The sequence below is a fragment of the Haloarcula sp. CBA1127 genome (assembly GCF_001485575.1).
Classification (GTDB): Archaea; Halobacteriota; Halobacteria; order Halobacteriales; family Haloarculaceae; genus Haloarcula.
In genome coordinates, this window is the sequence record NZ_BCNB01000006.1 from 218,095 (window position 1) to 236,463 (window position 18,369).

Consider the following 18,369-nt stretch of genomic DNA (forward strand, 5'->3'; position numbering starts at 1 on the left):
CGATGGGGACCGTCGTCATTTCGCTGGACGCCGAACTGGCATGGGGGTTTGTCGATTTCCCGGTGTTGCCGGACCGACGTCTCGCGCGCGCCCGAGAGATGTGGATGGAGTTGCTGGACCTGTTCGAAAAATATGAGGTACCTGCCACTTGGGCGGTCGTTGGCCACCTGTTCCTAGAGGACTGTGATGGTCGGCACCCGGACCACCCACTCGATGCGACGTGGTTTGACAGAGAGCGGTCATCAGAGCACGAAGACATGTGGTGCGCACCGGGCCTCATTGACGCGGTTGCCGACGCGACGGCAGACCACGAGATCGCCTGTCATTCTTTTTCACATATTAATTTCCAGTCTAGCGGAGCCACAAAAGCGGTTGCGGCGGCCGAATTACGTCGATGTCGCAGGCTCGCCGACCGTTACGGGGTTGAACTATCCAGTTTCGTGTTCCCACGTAACCGGATTGCACACCGTGATGTGCTTGCAAGATCGGGGTTTCATTGTTACCGTGGGCAGCAGCCACAGCGCTGGCACACCGACAATCGGTTGACGCCACTGGTTCGGGCTGTCAGCGGCTCGCCGCTGGGCATTACTCCACCCATTGTCCACCCCCGTGTCGACGACCACGGGCTCGTTGAGATCCCGGCGTCACTGTTACTGTTTTGCTTCGAAGGGTGGGCTCGACAGATAACGGAGACACTGTGGGCGGACCCCGTTGTCAAGATGGTCCAGCGAGGGGTTGATCAGGTCAACGGTAGTGATGGAATCTTCCACCTCTGGCTCCATCCCAACAATCTCATCAACGAGGCGGGGATCAAGCGGATGGAATCAGTGTTGTCATATATCGATCAAATGCGCGGCCCGGGTCTCGCAGTTCGAACGATGGAGACAGTCGCACAACGGACTGCCGGCTCGACCCCACAACAGAACTGGTAAGCTCGTCTTTCGGCGGATAATGAACTTATAATTAACTGACAGTCAGCCATCGCCACACTATCTGTGGGAGTTAGCAGATAGATATGACACTATACATATGTGCGAAGCGGTCGAGCGGGGCCTTGGTGGGGCCGGTCGACTGTCTCAGCTTGATGGGTGAGGATGTATAGAGGACACACTGTTGGCGTGGTTGTCCCAGCCTACAACGAAGCAGGACTTGTCGGGACTGTTATTGATACAGTTCCGGCGTACGTCGACCGTATTTACGCTATCGACGACTGCTCAACGGACGACACATGGACAGAAATTCTGGCACACGCAAGGCTGGACCGGGCAGACGCCCCGTCCAGCCCGGAGCAGACCATACAAACAGATGGTGGGTTTGACCAGCGAGTCTGCCCGATACGCCATGAAACCAATCGCGGCGTCGGTGGCGCGATCAAAACGGGGTACCGCCATGCGTTGGAAGATCACATTGACGTGACTGCCGTGATGGGCGGTGATGGACAGATGGACCCAGCTATTCTCGACTCATTTCTCGATCCGATCATCGACGGCGAGGCGGACTACACAAAGGGCAACCGCCTCCATAGACCCGCGTATCGTGAAGCGATGCCTCGTGCCCGGCTTGTCGGCAATGCGATCCTCACAGCTTTGACAAGAATCGCCTCGGGCTACTGGGGGATAACAGACCCCCAGAACGGGTATACAGCGATCTCACGGCAGGCGTTATTGGCGATCGACCTTGACGAGATGTACGAGTACTACGGGTACTGCAACGATCTGCTTGTGGAACTCAGCGTCAGTGAGATGCAGGTTGCAGATGTCCCGATGCCAGCGAAGTACGATGAAGCCGAATCGAGTATTCGTTATCGGGAGTACATCCCAAAGGTCTCGTGGCTGTTGGTTCGGAACTTCTGCTCACGGCTGGACCGAGCATACGTCCGGAAGGGGATCTACCCGCTCGTACTGTGTTATGTGGCTGGTTTCAGTGCGATCTGCGTCGGACTGGTCGCCGCCGTACTGGGGCTCACACAGGACACTGGATTTACAGCCGCAGCGCTCGCAAACCTGTTTGGCGTCATCGTCTTTTCGCTCGGGGTGGTCCTTGATCACCGGAAGAGTCCGGGGACAGAGGTGGGAGTACGTGACTGAGTATGTCTATCGCGATCTGGCGGCCATTTCTGCCGCGAAGGGGACTGAATCCCGATGAACGTTCTGCAGCTTGTGACAACCCGGCGGCCGTTTTTTCACAAGCAGGTCGAAGCGCTGGAGCGGCACGGCGTCAGCTGTACGGTTCTGGAGGTGCCCGGTGGCGACGAAGATACCCGGTCGCCGATGGCGTATCTCAGGTTCTACATAAAATCGCTCGGTGCCTTCCCATGGCAATACGACCTTGTCCACGCCAACTATGGGTTGACTGCGCCGATGGCACTGGCACAGCCAGCTCGTCCGGTTGTCCTGTCGTTATGGGGATCGGACATTTTCGGCCAGTACGACTGGCTGAGCCGCCAGTGTGCCACGCTTGCCGACGAAGTCGTCGTGATGTCCTCGACCATGGCTGACGCGCTTGGAGAACCGTGCCATTTGATCCCTCATTCCGTCGATTTCGAGCAGTTCGAGCCAGTCCAGAAGGAGACTGCTAGAGAGACGGTGGGCTGGGATGACGGCAACTATCACGTGCTGTTTCCTTACGACCCCGACCGTGCCGAAAAGGACCACCCCCGGGCGGTTCGTGTCGTAGATGCGGTTAATGAGCGACTCGACACTCCGGTATCGCTTGAGGTCGTCCATGGGGTCGCCCACGAACAGGTCCCGATATATATGAACGCTGCAGATGCGCTCATACTGACCTCAACCCATGAAGGGTCACCGAACGCAGTCAAAGAGGCGCTGGCGTGTAATACACCAGTGCTCTCGCTGGATGTCGGCGACGTCGCGAGTCTGGTCGATGGAGTCTCTCGGTCTGCAGTCTGTGCAGACAACGAAGAACTCACGACGGCACTTACAGCGGCCCTCCAGTCATCAGAGACTGTCGACGGACGGGCCGCTGTTGAGCCGTTACGTCTGAATCGAATGGCAGAGCGTCTGACTGCCGTGTACCGCTCAGCTATCGACCGGAGGTGTACATGACTGCCCACGAGACGACGATCCACAATACGGTTACAGACGTCAACGCGAACCAGTGGAACAATCTCGTCACACAGTCGGACCTCGGAACGGTGTTCCACCGGCACGAGTGGCTTCAGGCAGTCGAAGCAGGGCTTGACCGTCCAGCCTATCACGCGGTCGTGACGAAAGGATCGAACCCGATCGCCGTGCTTCCAACTGTTCTGGTACCGGTTGCAGCCCCCGATCCGGCGGATGTACCGGGCCCCAATCGGATTGTGGAAGCGACGGCTTCGCAGTTGCCAACTGACCGTCTGGTGTCACTCCATCCCGGTACTGGCGGTCCGGTAATCGCCACAGATCATGAGGCGTCCCTCGATGCGATGCTGTCAGCACTCACAACGGCAGCGCCGCGACAGGCGCTTTCACACAAAATACGGACCGGGAACCCAGCCCAGAACAGATACAGCAAGTACCTCATCGGTCAGGGGTACGAATCGACAGTCACGTCGTGCCGGCTCGTGCTTGACCTTGCCCCCGGCTGGGAACGTATCAAGTCTGGAATGGATCGGACACGACGGACGGAACTACACAGCGACGCAGTCACCGTCGAACGTACTGACCTCGGTGGCCCGACGCTGGCCTCGGTCCATGCCGACTACGTTCAGAATATGCAGCGAATCGGGGCAGACAGCTTTCCAATGGCCTTCTTTGAGGCGCTTGCCGAACATATGGATGACCGGATCGAGGTGTTTACTGCTCGCCGCGACGGCGATACCCTCGGCCGGCACATCTGTATCGTAGACGAGGAGCAGTCATCCCTCAGATACTACTTTTCGGCAGTTCCGGAGACATCAGCCTACGAGTACGGAACGTCCGAGAAGCTCCATGGCGCAGCCATTCAGTGGGCCATCGACGCTGGCTTCGATAGCTACGACTTCGGCGCGACGGGTGCGGATTTCCGAGACGGATTGTTTACGTATAAATCACAGTACGGACCGGCGGTCTGCCCAATCGTCCAGTGGGACAGAGGGCTTTCGGCGGTCGCCTGGCGTGCGTTCAAATTCGGACGTCGGCTCTATCGCGAGCAGAACTACTGAGATGACAGCTGAAACCCAACCACGACAATGAGTATCGAGATCGAGCGTGTCGGGACAGACCGACATGAAGAGTGGGATAGCGCGCTTGAACACTCGCCACACGCTACTGCCTTTCACCAGTGTGCGGCTCTAGAGCAACTGGCAGCCGACTCAGGGACGGAACTCCATCGACTGATGGGGTTCAAGGGACAGGAGCCGATCGGCGTCCTTCCGATCTTTGAGCTTCGGAAGGGGCCGTTCAGTGCTGTTTTTTCGCCACCACCGAACCTCTGGATTCCCCGACTTGGTCCAGCGTTCGTCGTTCGAGGGGACCCAAAGCAACGCAAGCGTGAACGACGCCGGCAGGGGTTCATCGATGCAGCCTTCGAGTACATCGAAAACACGATTGACCCGAAGTACCTCCGGGTGCGGACACCGACCGAGCTTGATGATGTCCGGCAGTTCAAGTGGAATGACTGCACAGTGCAGCCGGAGTATACGTATGTCACCGACCTCTCTGGTGGAAAGGAGGCCGTTCGAGACCGGTTCACCAGCGAGGCGCGTCGACGCCTCCGTATCGGGCAGGAGTCGGAGACCGAGTACACGATCACTGAGGAAGGGCTCGACGCGACCGAGACGGTGATGCACCGCGTCGAAAGCCGATACAACGAGCAGGGCGAGCCGTTCCCCGTTCCCACTGGGTTTCCCGGACGGCTCTACGAAGCGCTGCAACCGGGACAAATCCGTCCCTACGTCCTCCGAGTGGATGGCGAGGTCGTCGGCGGACACATTTATTATGATGATGGGGAGACGATTTCGGGCTGGCTTGGGAACGTCAAGCCCCCCGACCATGTCGACCTTCCGGTCAATGAGTTGCTCATCTGGCGGGGGATTACTGATGCGATTGAGCGAGGGCGAACAGCCTATGAACTGGTGGGCGCAGGCGATCCTCGTCTAAACAGATATAAGCTGCATTTCGGGCCCGAGCTAACCGGGTTCTACTCTATGGAGCGGAGCGGAGCCGGTATCGATTCACTACTGCAACTGTACCGGTGGTTTGCACGGCACTCCTGATTTTACAGGGCGTGTCTATATACGTATTTGTTGCAAAGAATAACTTACTGCCGAGTATGATAGTATTATTAAAATATATGCTTTATAATAAAGTTTATATAGTAAAAATGGCTGCTCGGATATGCCTTCTAACAATAGGGCTTGTTGGTGGAACGGAGAGCAGTACTCGGCCAGCAATATGCTGGTTTCCTTCCTTTTGAACAACGTGTTTTCGAGCGGCGGGGTGAGTGGAGGTATCGCACTCTATGCGTGCTGAAGTGGGTGAGAGCGCAACTATTTCCCCACAGGCGACAGTCGGGTACGAGTACAGTGACGATGTCTCACCGGCAGTCCTCGGCACAGGGGCAACGGTACGGCCGGGGACAGTCATCTACTGTGACGTCGCCATTGGAGCATCGTTTGTCACCGGACACAACGCACTGGTTCGGGAGCAGACAACCATCAGCAACGATGTCGTACTTGGAACAAACGCCGTTATTGATGGGAAGACGGACGTTGGCTCTCATGTCAGCCTGCAGACGGGGGCATATGTCCCATCACAGACGACTATCGGGGACAACGTCTTCCTCGGCCCACATGCAGTCCTGACAAACGACCGGTACCCTGTACGCAACGGGGGTGGACTGTCGGGGCCAACCATCGAGGACGGCGTCACTGTTGGAGCGAACGCTACAGTACTACCCGATGTGACTGTTGGCGAGCACAGCTTTGTTGCTGCGGGCGCAGTCGTCACGACAGATGTTCCGGCGAATAGCCTGGCGGTTGGCGTCCCGGCCACCTACGAACCACTGCCGCCTGAACTGGAGACACGAAACAGGATAGAGCAATGATTGACCTCGCCACACCCGACATTGGGGATGCGGAGCGCGAGCGGGTGCAATCAGTGCTCGATAGCGGGCAACTGGCAGATGGCCCACAGGTGCGAAAGTTCGAAACCGAATTCGCCACGCACTGTGAGGGTTCGCATGCCGTTGCTACCGCCAACGGGACGACAGCCCTCCACGCCGCGCTGGAGGGGCTTGGCATTGGAAGTGGCGATCGTGTCCTGACGACGCCGTTCTCGTTCATTGCGAGCGCGAACGCAGTTCGCCTCGCCGGCGCGGACCCGGTGTTTGCCGACATCGATCCAGCAACGTACACACTGGACCCTGATAGTGTTGAGCAGACTATTGCGGCCCACAGTGGGGCCGTCGACGCTATCATCGCTGTCCATCTCTACGGGTTGCCTGCCGACATGACCAGGTTGCGCAGGATCGCTGACGAACATGACATACCACTGGTGGAGGACGCGGCACAGGCCCATGGAGCGGCCGTCAACGGTGAGCCGGTCGGTAGTCTCGGCGATGTGGCGTGTTTCTCCTTTTATCCAACAAAGAACATGACTACTGGCGAGGGTGGGATGGTTGTCACCGATGACCCCGCGGTCGCGGCCCGGACCGAACGGTTCGTCAACCACGGTCGTGGCGACGACGGCTACACGGAGGTTGGGCATAATTTCCGGATGACGAGTATCGCTGCCGCCATCGGCCTTGCACAACTAGACTGTCTTCGGGAATACGTCGCGACGCGGCGTGAACACGCGACGATACTGACGGATGCACTCTCGGAAACTAACCTGACCACACCAGTCGAGCCGTCCGGCCGACAGCACGCGTACAATCAGTACACGGTCCGCTGTCAGGATCGGGAGGGGTTAATCGACCATCTCACCGCCCACGATATCGGATACGGTATTTATTACCCGACACCGATCAACGAACAGGAAGCATACAGCGGTGTTACTGCCGACACACCCGAAGCGAAGCGAGCGGCTGCGGAAGTATGCTCCCTGCCGATTCATCCGGCGCTGGAGCAACGTGAGATCAGGCGAGTGGCGGAGGTGGTCCAGACGTATGGATGAGACGCTCGATGTCGGTGTTATTGGCGTCGGAGCAATGGGTCGGCACCACGCTCGTGTGTATAATGAGCTCTCCGGGGCGACGCTGATCGGCGTTGCTGACGCCAACGCAGACCGAGCAAGGCAGATCGCTGACGAAAATGGGGTCCGAGCTTGCGACAGTGCGGAACTGTGTAGGCAAGCCGATGCGGTTTCAATCGCCGTCCCAACGCGGTACCACGCTGAGGTTGCTCGACAGTGTATTGAAGCTGGTACTGGGATGTTGATTGAAAAGCCGTTCGTTACGGAGACCACGACCGGACGTGACCTCATCGAGGGTGCGGATGCCGCGGGCGTGACTCTTCAGGTAGGTCATATCGAGCGGTTCAATCCTGTGGCAGAGGTCTTAGAGGAGGTCCTCGCAGATATTGATGTTATTTCTGTTTCGGCCAAGCGGCTAGGGCCGTCAGTTGATCGCACCGTCGAGGACTCGGCAGTCACTGACCTCATGATACACGACATTGATCTGGTCTGTCATCTCCTGCCATCCTCGGTGTCAGATATTCAGGTCAGCGGCGCTGCGCAGGGCCGATACGCGACGGCCACATTAGAGTTCGCTTCCGGTGTTATTTGCTCGCTGACGGCAAGCAGGGTCACGGAAAAGAAAATCCGTCAGTTCAAAATCACCGCTGATTCCTGTTACGTGACCGCTGACTTCATCGATCAGTCGCTGGAAGTCCATCGCCAGTCAGTTCCGGAGTACGTTGCCACGGACAACGAGGTTCGGTACCGTCATGAGAGTATTGTCGAGAAACCAGCAGTACGGGCCGGTGAACCACTCAAGCGCGAACTTGAGTCCTTCCTCAATGCTGTACAGACGAACAGCCAACCCCGTGTCAACGGTGAGGCCGGAATCAGAGCCGTCGAGTTAGCACAGACTATTGATCGAAAAGCATTCGACGCGGGACCTTCGGAAGGAGAGTTTATCACCAATGCACAGACAGACTGAGTCAGTAGGTGGCGTTTACGGGAACAACGCCACTTCTGAACGGGTTCAAGCCGCGTTTGAAAACGGTGAGATTACGGTCGCAGTGTACGGACTCGGCAAGATGGGGCTCCCCCTAGCTGGTGTGTTTGCTGATGTCTGTGGTGCTGTCATCGGTGTCGATATTGATCCGGCAGTCGTTGAAAGTGTTAATACTGGTAACTGCCACGTCCAGCGCGAACCGGGCCTGCCCGATTTGGTGGCAGACTGTGTCGCCGCCGGGGACCTCTGCGCAACGTCTGACCCGGCCGCTGCAGCGGCTGCAGCGACCGTTCACGTTGTCATCGTCCCGACGCCACTTACGGACACGTCTGAGCCCGACCTTTCGATGCTTGACGCTGCAATCGATGGGCTTGCGGAGGGTATCGAACCCGGCGATCTCATCATCATAGAGTGTACTGTTCCACCACGGACAACTGCTGACCGCGTCCAGCCCAGCGTGGCTGCAGCATCCGGGTTAGACACCGATGCGTTCGGTGTCGCATTCTGTCCCGAGCGAACCGCGAGTGGACGCGCTATCCAGGACATCCGCGGCGCGTACCCGAAGATCGTTGGGGGTGTCGACGATGAAAGTACCCGACTAGCCGAGTGTATCTATGCGAGTATCAATGACAGCGGTGTTATCACTGTCGCCGACGCAACCACTGCCGAATGCGTCAAGCTGTTTGAGGGGTTATACCGTGATGTCAACATCGCGCTGGCAAACGAGCTAGCGACATTCACCGACGAGCTCGGCGTCGATGTTCGGGCAGCAATCGAGGCTGCCAACACACAACCGTTCTGTGACATCCATGATCCCGGACCAGGGGTTGGTGGCCACTGTATCCCAGTCTACCCCCACTTCCTCATCCAACCGTTTGACACTGAGACGCCGTTGCTTGAGACCGCACGCGAGGTCAACGATTCGATGCCGGTGTTTACCGTCCAGAAACTCCGCGAGGAACTGGCCGCCGACAGCGTCGAACTGGCCGCGGCCAGCGTCCTTGTGCTTGGGCTGACCTATCGGCCCGGTGTCGAAGAAACACAGACATCGCCAGCCCGGCCAATCGCAGAGCGGCTGTCGGCGGCTGGGGCCGATGTTGATGGGATTGACCCCCTTCTTGACGATACCGCCGAGTTCGACCTCGATCAGCTACCGCTTGAACAGGCGACAGAGCGGGACTACGACGCTATCATCATGGTTACACCGCACGACGAATTCGAGGCACTGGACTGGAGCTCGATGGGCCGACCAGCGGGCTCAGTCGTCATCGCCGGGCGGGACACACTGACGCTGTCTGAAACCAACCATCGTGTCTACACTGTCGGGCGCGGAAACGTAGAGTAAACGCAGACAATCCAGTCAGCTGTTCCGCCGAGAAAAATACTACCCCGGCCAGTCCACGTGCCGGGACGCCACGACGCATCCACACGGCCCCTGTACGGTGGAGCGAACTCTTGTTCACCAGTCCGTCTGCAGGCTGTCGTGTGGACTAGCCGCGTTCTCCCCGGACCGTTCCCTAATACCTGCGACCGAAGGAATGTTGCCTGTTGAGCCCCTGAACAGAACTAATGGGACACGCTAAATCTGAAGTACTTGACGTGGAGCGTATCCGCGAGGATTTCCCCATCCTCCAGCGCGAGTTCGGCGGCGAGCAAGTGGTGTATCTCGACAACGCGGCCACTACGCAGACGCCCGAGCCGGTCGTCGAGACCATCGCCGATTACTACCGAACGACCAACGCCAACGTCCACCGCGGCCTCCACCAGCTCAGTCAGGAGGCCAGCGTCGCCTACGAGGACGCCCACGACCGCGTCGCTGAGTTCATCGGTGCCTCCGGCGAGCGCGAGGAAATCGTGTTCACCAAGAACACCACTGAGAGCGAGAACCTCGTCGCCTACGCCTGGGGCCTGAACGAACTCGGGCCCGAAGACGAGGTCGTTCTCACAGAGATGGAACACCACGCCTCACTCGTGACGTGGCAGCAAATCGCCAAGAAGACCGGTGCGACCTGTCGATACATCAGCGTCGACGAGGATGGGACGCTCGACATGGACCACGCCCGCGAGATTATCACCGACGACACCGCGATGGTCAGTGTCGTCCACGTCTCGAACACGCTCGGCACAGTCAACCCCGTCTCGGAACTGGCAGATATCGCCCACGACCACGGTTCGTATATCTTCGTCGACGGCGCGCAGTCGGTCCCGAACCGCCCGGTCGACGTGGAAGCCATCGACGCCGACTTCCTGGCCTTCTCAGGACACAAGATGGCCGGTCCGACCGGCATCGGCGTCCTCTACGGCAAGAAACATATTCTCGAGGAGATGGAGCCGTACCTCTACGGCGGCGAGATGATCAAGAAAGTCACCTTCGAGGACGCGTCCTGGAACGATCTCCCGTGGAAGTTCGAGGCCGGCACCCCAGTCATCGCGCAGGGCATCGCGCTGGCCGAGGCCTGTGACTACCTCGACGATATCGGCATGGAACGGATTCAGCGCCACGAGGAACAGCTCGCCCAGTACGCGCTGGAACAGCTCCGTGAAGAGGGCGACGTGGAGACGTACGGTCCGTCGGCGGGAACGGAGCGCGGTGGCCTCGTCTCGTTCAACCTCGATTCGGTCCACGCCCACGACCTCTCGTCGATCCTCAACGACTCCGCCGTCGCCATCCGCGCCGGCGACCACTGCACACAGCCCCTCCACGACAAGATGGGCGTCCCAGCGTCCGCGCGAGCCTCGTTCTACATCTACAACACGCGGGAAGAGGTGGACAAACTGGTCAGTGCTATCGACGACGCGCGGCAGTTGTTCGCGTAATCGCACGCTCAGTCTCTATATGGGATGCAACAGGTGGTATTTTCAGTTGTAATCTAGCGCCGATGTGCACGGCAGCTATATGACACTCCGCCGATGACTTTTGTCGGGACGATGACTGATACCGATGAAACGGAGCGGCCGCTGACGCCAGCATCGCTCGATCATACGCACCTACCCGAGCAGACGATGTACAAGGTGTCGCTCGACGACGCCAGCCACTTCGAACAAGGCGGGGACGACATCCGGACGTATCCGGTGTGTACCACGAACGAATTCAAGTTGCTGTACTTCGAGATGGACCCTGGCGCGGTCATCGACTGGCACACTCACGCGCCCAGTTTCGACGAGGTGTGTCTGTGTCTCGATGGGGCCGCCAGATACACGCTGAAACGCGAAGACGGAAGCGAGCAGGTGCTCCGGGCTGAACCACGCGAGTTCGTCTATCTACCTGGTGGGGCCCGACACAAGATCGAGGCAGTGGGTGAAACCGGTCACGAGGGACTGGTCACAATGCCGCCGGACTCTGTCGGACGCCTCGAATTGCTCGAAGGCGCTGAACCGTACCAGACAGAAGACTGGCCGATTGCGTTGTGGGTCGACCGGGTCCGAGACGAAGTCGTCAGGAAAGACGAGAACGCCGTCACAGAGTAGGTCCACTGGGCATTGATTAGTGGGACTCGTCTGCAGCGAGATAAATGACGGCTAGCTTATACAGCGCCGGGTTCGGGGTCGCAATCGGTCGGGCTGCCCGGACAGCCGCCAGCGCGTCGGAAAGCGGCCGGTTCTCTTCGGCAGCGATAGCTGTCGCAATCAGCGTTGCACTCCGGGAGACGCCGGCTTTGCAGTGAATCAGCGCCGGGCTGTCCGCTCGGACGAAGCGCCGGGCGGTATCGACGGCTGCCTCGAACGCCGTCCATTCGTTGCCTGCACCGTCGATAAGCGGGTGGTGGGCGGTCGTGAGGGGGTAGGCCTCGCTTGTCGCCGAAAGCACGTGTTCGAAGGACCGGTCGTGTGCCTCGGGCCGTGCCGCGTGTTTGTTACCGAGATACAGCGCCCGGTTGCCGATCTGGCGAACCACCGGTTCGTCGCTGACGAACCCCACGGGTCGAACAGCATGGTCAGTCGGAGACGGAGCGTTGTTCTCTCCCACGGGCTGACAGAACGGACGGTGGCAGTAAATATTACCTACTGGCGGCGGGGAGCCTGCCGGACCGCTCAGGCAGCCAGGGCGCTTCCGCTCGCGGGACAGCAGACGTGCGAATCGATACCTCGGAACGTTTTTCCGACTGACAGCCGTATCATAGTTTAATTATGGGTATCGGTGGCTCGGATATGTACCGGCAGCAGATCCTCGATCACTACAAGAACCCGCGGAATTACGGGGAAATCGAGGACCCAACGTTTACCCACATCGGTGAGAACCCGATGTGCGGCGATGAAATACGGATGGATGTCGTCCTCGACGAAGACGAGGAAACCATCGAGCAGGTGGCCTTCCAGGGCGATGGCTGTGCCATCTCACAGGCCTCCGCGTCGATGCTCTCACAGGAGCTAGCTGGGATGGCGGTCGAAGACCTGAAAGCGATGGACCGCGACGATATCACAGAGATGCTCGGCGTCGACATCTCGCCGATGCGCGTCAAGTGTGCTGTTCTTGCCGAGAAGGTGGCCCAGGACGGAGCGGACATCTTCTTCGGTGAGAAAGACATCGACCGAACGGTGACCGAAGACGACGACTAACGCGGGCAGAACCACCGTCGGTATTCTTTTGACTCTATCTCGGGATAGCACAGGCCATGCCAGGCAACGACTGGGACCCCGACGACTACGACGACCGCCACGGGTTCGTCCACGAGCACGGTCAGTCGGTCGTCGACCTGCTGGACCCCCACCCCGGCGAGCGGGTACTGGATGTCGGCTGTGGCACCGGCCATCTGACGGCGGAAATCGCAGACAGCGGTGCCGAGGTGGTCGGCATCGACGCGTCGGCGGAGATGGTCGCACAGGCCAGAGACGCTTATCCGACCCTCACGTTCGAGCAGGCGGACGTGCGGTCCTATACCGCCGGCAGGCTGTTCGACGCGGTATTTTCGAACGCAGCGCTACACTGGATTCCCGGTGACGACCACGACTCGGTCCTGTCGACGGTTGCCGACGCGCTGGCCGAGAGCGGACGGTTCGTCGCGGAGTTCGGCGGACACGGTAACGTGGCCGCGATAACCAACGCACTCATCGCCGAACTGGATGCACGGGGCTACGACGCCAGTCATCCCTGGTACTTCCCGAGTATCGGCGAGTACGCGCCGCGAGTCGAAGCGCACGGGCTCGAACTGCAGTTCTCACGGCTATTCGACCGACCGACGCCGCTGGACGGCGGTGAAGACGGGCTCCAGAACTGGATTGAGATGTTCGGTGATGAGTTCTTCGCTGGTGTCGACGATAGCGAGCAAGCGGCAGTGCTGTCGGCTGTCGAGGACCGGCTCCGCCCGACGCTTTTCGACGGTGACACCTGGGTCGCAGACTACCGACGGCTGCGGCTCGTCGCCGGTCGATAGCGGAGAAGTAGGCTGACTGGTGGCCGTTCGTCAGGCCAGGAACACGTGCCGCGGGCGGTCGGCCAGCACGTCCCGACCCCAGTCGACCGTCTCCGAGAAGTCATCGGAGCGGAAGAAGGCCATCGCGTCCTCCTGTGAGTCCCACTGGCTCGCAATGAACATATCATTCTCGTCGTCGTGGTTGAACAGCAGCGAGGTCTCGCGGTGGCCGTCCATCTCTTTGAGCAGACCACCGACAGTATCGAACTTCTCGACGAAGTCGTCGTGGTACTCGGGCTTGACCGTGTAGAACATCCCCATCGTCCCGAACCCGTCGCCCTCGCCGTGACGGCCGACGACGCCGGGGAGGTCAGTGAGATAGTCGCTGGCGGTCTGGGCGGCGTCCTCGGTGTCCCACAGCGATGCAACGGCCGCGACATCGCCGTCGGTGTCGCCGTACACCGTCGTCTGGACGTGGGTGTCGTAGCGATCGAACGCGCTCCGGAGGTCCGTGACTTCCTCGTCGAGCGTTTCCGCGTCGGCTTCGGAGTACACGACCAGTGCGTACACGTCCTCGCCGTGCGGTTGCCCGGCGTAGACGCCCGCTGATTCGAGCGTCTCGCGGATGGATTGAGACGATTCAGCGGTCTGGGCGTCGCCGTCGTCCGCAGTCTCGCTGCCCTCGGCACCCTCACCAAGGGAGCCGCCGAGCTGTTCCTCGACACCGTCGATATCCTTCAGGAACCCGGCTGCCGTCTCGGCGGCGTCTTTCGCCGTCCAGATGCTGACGACGTAGGTCTGACCACTGTCGGCACGCACGGCCGTCCGGACGTGGCGGTCGTAGTGGTCGAAGTTGCTTTCGAGGTCGGACACATCGTCAACGATATCCTCCGCATCGGCAGAGGAGTGGAACACCAGCGCGTAGTCCCCGGCGTCGTACGCGTCGCCCTCGTGCAGCCCCAGCCGACCGAGCCGCTGTGCGGCGTCGTCTATCTCTTCGAAGTCAGCTGAAACATCCGGCCGGCCGCCTGAGCTACTCGACGACCCCGAGTCGTCCTCGTCGGACGACTCCTCGGAATGTGGATGGTCGCCCTCGCTGGCGCTTCCGGGATGGGTCCCGCCGTGGCTGCCGGTGTCACCGCCGGCGTGTGCCCCAGCCTGTGCGTCGCTCGCTGTGGGCTCTTCGGCGTGGCTGTGACTCGCACCGGCATCGGCCGGCGCGTGCTCATGTTCCGCGACGTCCGCCGGTGTCTCCGGAACCGACGCGTCGTCGGTCGGCACCCGCTGGCCGGCCAGCACGGCCGGCAGCTCGGACGGGTCGAACTTCCGGCCGACATAGAAGGGGCCAAACTCGGCGAACTGCGAGGTCGAGGGGTCAAAGCGCATCTCCGTCAGCAGCTCCTTGATGTGGCGCATATCGTCGCTCCAGAGCGTGATGCCCCACTCCCAGTCGTCAAAGCCGATGGAGCCAGCAATCATCTGGCTCACCTCGCTCCCGTAGCCACGGCCGATGTCGCCGTGCCGTTTGATGTGGGCTGCCCGCTCCTCGAAGGAGGTGTCGTACCAGTTCTGGTCGGGCTGGCGGCGCTTGCTCATCGGGTAGAAGCAGACGAACTCCTCGTCCGGCACGTCAGGATGGAGCCGGGCCTGAATGTACTGGGCCAGCCCGGAGTCGTCGTCCACCTCGCCCTCGAAGTACTCGCGGGACTTCTCGGTGTAGCCCGAGGCCTCCGTCACGGAGACGTAGGAGAACTCCTGCTCGGTGAAGGCGGCGAACTCCGTCTGCTCGAAATGGCGTTCGGCCGCGTCGAGGTCGCCCATCGTCGGCCGCAGGTGGAGGATCATGATGTCGGCCTTGTGGCCCATGACGGTGTACACCGCCGTCTGCCCCTCCTCGGCGTCTTCGACGGCTTCGTAGGCGTCGAGGAAGCCGATCCCCTCCGAGAGCGCACGATCGCGGACTCGCTGGGGAGCGTCGCGCCAAGCGTCCCAGTCGATACTCCGGCAATCGTGCAGCGCGTACCAGCCCTCTTCCGTGGCTGGCGGCTTGCGTTGGTCCATAGATATCGATTGCAGGTCGATAGTAAGGAAACTTCTCATGTCGTTCCGGGACGGCGACTTCTGGGCCAGCAGTTCAGGGTATGCTTTTATTAGTCCAACGTGACAGCGAATCTATGTTGTCGCATGAACAACCCAATCGATAGACGGGTCGCAGTTGCCCTCCAGTCGTACACGGTACTTGCGGTTATTGCCATTCTCATTGGTGCCGCCGTCGTACCGTATGCGGCGTCGGTTGCCGAGGGTGACGAACAGTACGTCGCTGTAGTGAACATCGACGAAACGATTTCCGGTTCTAGCGCACAGGACACGGTACAGGAGCTCCGCGAACTCCGCAGCAACGAGTCAGTCGAAGCGGTCGTCCTCCGGATATCAAGCCCCGGTGGGAGCGCCGCCTCCAGTGAGTCGATGTATCTGGCCGTCAAGCGGCTCTCGGCGGAGAAGCCGGTGTACACGAGCGTCGACCAGTACGCCGCCTCCGGTGCGTACTACACCGCGGTCCCGAGCGACCGCATCTACGTGACGCCGGCCAGCCTCGTTGGGCACGTCGGCGTCATCGGAACCGCGCCGAGCGATGGCCTGAGTGCATCCGCAACCACTGGGCCCGACAAGGCCCATCGAGGGATGACGCGTGACCAGTACTACGCGAGCCTCGAATCGATGAAGCGAGCCTTCGTCGGTGCGGTCATGACTGAACGCGGTGACAGGCTCAACGTCTCCCGCGAGACTGTCGCTGAAGCGTCGGCCTATCAGGGCGGTCGCGCAGTCCAGACCGGCTATGCGGATGAAATCGGTGGACTCGAAGCCGCGATAGCCGGCGCGGCCGAAGAGGCCGGTCTCTCGGAGTATCAGGTCGTATACCACAACCCCGCGGACCCACAGGGGATATTCCTCCTCAGTGGCGGAAGTGGAGCCAGTGGGAACGCGACTGTCGCTGCCGAAGGCGCACCGTACACGTACCAGGGCGTCGACACAGTCCACTTCCTCATGATATACGGCACGCCGGAGAATCAACGGGTCATCTACAACAGCACCGCACAGGGAGGTGCCTGAAATGGCAGCCGATAGTTCACGTTCGAGTCCAGTCATCCGAGCAGGGTTTTTCGTTGGGATACTCGTCCTGTCGGTGATTGTCGGCACCGTCGCGATCGGTGGCGGTGCACAATCGGCTCCCGATGTAAATCAGGTGAACGCCCCGTCGTTCAACAGCGGCGAGGGCGTCGCAACTCCGGCGGACGAGAGCGGTGACCTCTCGATGTCGGCCGACGCGTCCGGGAAGGTCGTCGTTGTCGACGTCGCTCACGCCGGCGATATCGACCGCGAAGCGCTCACGCCGCTCGTCTCAACCCTGACCGAGAACGGAGCGACGGTGCGCTACCACGTCGGTGAGCGACAGAGTGGGAGCCCGCTCAACGAGTCACTCCGTTCGGCTGACGCCCTCGTCGTTCTCGGCGCAGAACAGCGCTACACCGAGAGCGAACTGAACGGCCTCTCAGCGTTCAGCGATGCAGGCGGTCGCGTGCTCTTGCTGAACGAGCCGTCACAGGCGAGTCCCGCCGGACTGGGGCTTTTCGGCCCGATTCGGTCGGATAGCGTGACCATGCCGATGGCCCCACTGGCGAGCCAGTACGGCCTCTCGTACGGGAACGGCTACCTGTACAATATGCACGAGTACGACACCAACTACCAGAACGTCTACGCCACGCCAACAGGAGATACGGAACTCACAGCGGGCGTCGACCGAACAGTCTTCTACGCCGCGATCCCCGTCCAGGGCGGCGACACCGCCCTCACGACGACGGAACAGACCACGCTCTCGAAGACCCGGCGACAGGACACGTACGGCGTCGTTGCCCGCTCGGGGAACGTCGTCACTGTCGGTGACACGAACGTGTTCACGCAGGAGTTCCTCTACCGGGCCGACAACGAGCAACTGGTCGGGAACCTGCTTGACTTCCTCGTTACGGGCGAGAAATCACCCGAAGACGCGCCACAAACCCAGGAATCCGGCCAGTCTGGGCCTGGCGGATCGCTCCCCGGTACCGGAGTGGGCGGTGGCGGCGCGTTGCCGTCCGAACCCGATTCAACCCCAGCTCCCGAACCGAATGAGACGATGACGTCCGACGAGTAGGGCGTCACCACGCCTTTTTCTCGGGTATACCAGCAACCAGAAACCGTCGAACCGCGGCGAGGACAGTCAGTCGTCGATGTCGAACACGCGGCGCAGTTCGCGTTCAATCTCGTCGACGTATTCGGAGAGCACGGCGTCAAGTTTCTCGTCGTCAACAATAACCGCAGAGAGCCGCTCTGTCGCGTTCTCAGGGAGCTCAACACTGAAATCGCCGTCATCGTAGAACGGCTCCGACTCGTTGAGGATCTGCTGGTCGATCGCGTGGACCAGTTCAGAGTCGTACGTGTCGTTCATCCGCTCGAAAGCGTTCTTGTAGGCCTTCTGCAGTTCCGGGAAGTAGTTCGCGTACTTGTCTTCGAACTTCTCGGGATCGAACTCTGTCATTGCCAGAACGGTACGGGGCTGGGGATAAAGATGGCCCGATGTTCAGCGTTGTATCGTGCGTGCGTCCTTCCGAGGGAGGTACATCGTGAGGTACGCGACGAAACAGATGCCGAAGATGCCACCCAAGACGAGAAAGACGCGGATGTCCAGCCCGGCGATAGCTGTGAGAATCTCTTGTAGCGTCGTCCGCGGGTTCGCGAAGCCGAACGTCTCAGTGTAGGCTAGCAGGCCAGCGACGACAACGAGTGCGATATCGAACAGGCCCCGAGAGTCCATCGTGGGGTGTTCGGAGAAGCGGACGTATAGCTTTTATTGCTGATACTGGCGGTGGGTGTCGGACGTTGCGCC

General features: G+C 60.2%; 19 protein-coding genes. 15 read left to right on the top strand and 4 right to left on the bottom strand.

What is annotated here, in order from left to right:
- The first annotated feature begins 2 nt into the window (after positions 1-2).
- The 11 genes from AV059_RS05770 (at position 3) to AV059_RS05820 (ending at position 11,565) form a co-directional block, all read left to right on the top strand.
- A complete protein-coding gene (locus AV059_RS05770) occupies positions 3-932 on the top strand; it encodes a polysaccharide deacetylase family protein (protein WP_058992958.1) in 930 nt (309 codons plus the stop codon).
- A 162-nt stretch (positions 933-1,094) separates the two neighbouring features.
- Positions 1,095-2,087, top strand: a complete 993-nt coding sequence (locus tag AV059_RS05775; RefSeq protein ID WP_058992959.1) for a glycosyltransferase family 2 protein — start codon at positions 1,095-1,097, stop codon at positions 2,085-2,087.
- Positions 2,088-2,141: 54 nt separating this feature from the next.
- The gene (locus AV059_RS05780; protein ID WP_058992961.1) at positions 2,142-3,065 is read left to right on the top strand and encodes a glycosyltransferase; all 924 of its coding nucleotides are present in this window, start codon (positions 2,142-2,144) and stop codon (positions 3,063-3,065) included.
- Complete coding sequence (locus AV059_RS05785; RefSeq protein WP_058992963.1) at positions 3,062-4,141, top strand: GNAT family N-acetyltransferase; 1,080 nt, start codon at positions 3,062-3,064, stop codon at positions 4,139-4,141. Before AV059_RS05780 ends, AV059_RS05785 begins: the two co-directional genes overlap by 4 nt.
- Before the next feature lie 27 nt (positions 4,142-4,168).
- Positions 4,169-5,194, top strand: a complete 1,026-nt coding sequence (locus tag AV059_RS05790) for a GNAT family N-acetyltransferase (protein ID WP_058992965.1) — start codon at positions 4,169-4,171, stop codon at positions 5,192-5,194.
- Positions 5,195-5,439: 245 nt separating this feature from the next.
- Positions 5,440-6,024 carry an acyltransferase gene (locus AV059_RS05795; protein ID WP_058992967.1) on the top strand — a complete coding sequence of 195 codons (585 nt, stop codon included), beginning with the start codon at positions 5,440-5,442 and terminating at the stop codon, positions 6,022-6,024.
- Complete coding sequence (locus AV059_RS05800) at positions 6,021-7,094, top strand: DegT/DnrJ/EryC1/StrS aminotransferase family protein (protein WP_058992969.1); 1,074 nt, start codon at positions 6,021-6,023, stop codon at positions 7,092-7,094. The genes AV059_RS05795 and AV059_RS05800 overlap by 4 nt, the downstream gene beginning before the upstream one ends.
- A complete protein-coding gene (locus AV059_RS05805) occupies positions 7,087-8,079 on the top strand; it encodes a Gfo/Idh/MocA family protein (protein WP_058992971.1) in 993 nt (330 codons plus the stop codon). The genes AV059_RS05800 and AV059_RS05805 overlap by 8 nt, the downstream gene beginning before the upstream one ends.
- Positions 8,063-9,442 (top strand): nucleotide sugar dehydrogenase, encoded by a 1,380-nt coding sequence (locus AV059_RS05810; protein ID WP_058992972.1) that lies wholly within the window; start codon positions 8,063-8,065, stop codon positions 9,440-9,442. The genes AV059_RS05805 and AV059_RS05810 overlap by 17 nt, the downstream gene beginning before the upstream one ends.
- A gap of 224 nt (positions 9,443-9,666) precedes the next feature.
- On the top strand, positions 9,667-10,914 hold the full coding sequence (locus AV059_RS05815) for an aminotransferase class V-fold PLP-dependent enzyme (RefSeq protein ID WP_058992974.1): 1,248 nt from the start codon (positions 9,667-9,669) through the stop codon (positions 10,912-10,914).
- 111 nt (positions 10,915-11,025) lie between these two features.
- The gene (locus AV059_RS05820; protein WP_058997463.1) at positions 11,026-11,565 is read left to right on the top strand and encodes a cupin domain-containing protein; all 540 of its coding nucleotides are present in this window, start codon (positions 11,026-11,028) and stop codon (positions 11,563-11,565) included.
- 16 nt (positions 11,566-11,581) lie between these two features.
- On the opposite strand, the gene AV059_RS05825 is transcribed toward AV059_RS05820, so the two are convergent.
- Entirely contained in the window at positions 11,582-12,064 is a 483-nt protein-coding gene (locus AV059_RS05825) for a dual specificity protein phosphatase family protein (RefSeq protein WP_058992976.1), read from the bottom strand.
- Between the two features lie 161 nt (positions 12,065-12,225).
- Here AV059_RS05825 and sufU point away from each other — a divergent pair, with 161 nt between their 5' ends.
- Together sufU and AV059_RS05835 are read left to right on the top strand one after the other, a co-directional pair.
- On the top strand, positions 12,226-12,654 hold the full coding sequence (gene sufU / locus AV059_RS05830) for a Fe-S cluster assembly sulfur transfer protein SufU (protein ID WP_004964685.1): 429 nt from the start codon (positions 12,226-12,228) through the stop codon (positions 12,652-12,654).
- 56 nt (positions 12,655-12,710) lie between these two features.
- Positions 12,711-13,469, top strand: a complete 759-nt coding sequence (locus AV059_RS05835; protein ID WP_058992978.1) for a trans-aconitate 2-methyltransferase — start codon at positions 12,711-12,713, stop codon at positions 13,467-13,469.
- A gap of 30 nt (positions 13,470-13,499) precedes the next feature.
- On the opposite strand, the gene AV059_RS05840 is transcribed toward AV059_RS05835, so the two are convergent.
- Positions 13,500-15,509 (bottom strand): heme-binding protein, encoded by a 2,010-nt coding sequence (locus tag AV059_RS05840; protein WP_058992979.1) that lies wholly within the window; start codon positions 15,507-15,509, stop codon positions 13,500-13,502.
- Positions 15,510-15,632: 123 nt separating this feature from the next.
- On the opposite strand from AV059_RS05840, the gene AV059_RS05845 reads away from it, so the two are divergent.
- The gene (locus tag AV059_RS05845) at positions 15,633-16,559 is read left to right on the top strand and encodes a S49 family peptidase (protein ID WP_058992981.1); all 927 of its coding nucleotides are present in this window, start codon (positions 15,633-15,635) and stop codon (positions 16,557-16,559) included.
- A gap of 1 nt (position 16,560) precedes the next feature.
- Positions 16,561-17,637, top strand: a complete 1,077-nt coding sequence (locus AV059_RS05850; protein WP_058992983.1) for a DUF4350 domain-containing protein — start codon at positions 16,561-16,563, stop codon at positions 17,635-17,637.
- Between the two features lie 66 nt (positions 17,638-17,703).
- Here the strand turns inward: AV059_RS05850 and AV059_RS05855 are convergent, their stop codons facing one another.
- Positions 17,704-18,021 carry a DUF5783 family protein gene (locus AV059_RS05855; protein WP_058992985.1) on the bottom strand — a complete coding sequence of 106 codons (318 nt, stop codon included), beginning with the start codon at positions 18,019-18,021 and terminating at the stop codon, positions 17,704-17,706.
- A 42-nt stretch (positions 18,022-18,063) separates the two neighbouring features.
- Positions 18,064-18,297, bottom strand: coding sequence for a hypothetical protein (locus tag AV059_RS05860; RefSeq protein WP_058992987.1), 234 nt, complete (start codon positions 18,295-18,297; stop codon positions 18,064-18,066).
- Positions 18,298-18,369: the final 72 nt, after the last annotated feature.

Coding starts and splice junctions, on each gene's coding strand:
- AV059_RS05770 (WP_058992958.1), top strand. CDS start 3: ATGGGGACCGTCGTCATTTCGCTGGACGCCGAACTGGCATGGGGGTTT.
- AV059_RS05775 (WP_058992959.1), top strand. CDS start 1,095: ATGTATAGAGGACACACTGTTGGCGTGGTTGTCCCAGCCTACAACGAA.
- AV059_RS05780 (WP_058992961.1), top strand. CDS start 2,142: ATGAACGTTCTGCAGCTTGTGACAACCCGGCGGCCGTTTTTTCACAAG.
- AV059_RS05785 (WP_058992963.1), top strand. CDS start 3,062: ATGACTGCCCACGAGACGACGATCCACAATACGGTTACAGACGTCAAC.
- AV059_RS05790 (WP_058992965.1), top strand. CDS start 4,169: ATGAGTATCGAGATCGAGCGTGTCGGGACAGACCGACATGAAGAGTGG.
- AV059_RS05795 (WP_058992967.1), top strand. CDS start 5,440: ATGCGTGCTGAAGTGGGTGAGAGCGCAACTATTTCCCCACAGGCGACA.
- AV059_RS05800 (WP_058992969.1), top strand. CDS start 6,021: ATGATTGACCTCGCCACACCCGACATTGGGGATGCGGAGCGCGAGCGG.
- AV059_RS05805 (WP_058992971.1), top strand. CDS start 7,087: ATGGATGAGACGCTCGATGTCGGTGTTATTGGCGTCGGAGCAATGGGT.
- AV059_RS05810 (WP_058992972.1), top strand. CDS start 8,063: ATGCACAGACAGACTGAGTCAGTAGGTGGCGTTTACGGGAACAACGCC.
- AV059_RS05815 (WP_058992974.1), top strand. CDS start 9,667: ATGGGACACGCTAAATCTGAAGTACTTGACGTGGAGCGTATCCGCGAG.
- AV059_RS05820 (WP_058997463.1), top strand. CDS start 11,026: ATGACTGATACCGATGAAACGGAGCGGCCGCTGACGCCAGCATCGCTC.
- sufU (WP_004964685.1), top strand. CDS start 12,226: ATGGGTATCGGTGGCTCGGATATGTACCGGCAGCAGATCCTCGATCAC.
- AV059_RS05835 (WP_058992978.1), top strand. CDS start 12,711: ATGCCAGGCAACGACTGGGACCCCGACGACTACGACGACCGCCACGGG.
- AV059_RS05840 (WP_058992979.1), bottom strand. CDS start 15,509: ATGGACCAACGCAAGCCGCCAGCCACGGAAGAGGGCTGGTACGCGCTG.
- AV059_RS05845 (WP_058992981.1), top strand. CDS start 15,633: ATGAACAACCCAATCGATAGACGGGTCGCAGTTGCCCTCCAGTCGTAC.
- AV059_RS05850 (WP_058992983.1), top strand. CDS start 16,561: ATGGCAGCCGATAGTTCACGTTCGAGTCCAGTCATCCGAGCAGGGTTT.
- AV059_RS05855 (WP_058992985.1), bottom strand. CDS start 18,021: ATGACAGAGTTCGATCCCGAGAAGTTCGAAGACAAGTACGCGAACTAC.
- AV059_RS05860 (WP_058992987.1), bottom strand. CDS start 18,297: ATGGACTCTCGGGGCCTGTTCGATATCGCACTCGTTGTCGTCGCTGGC.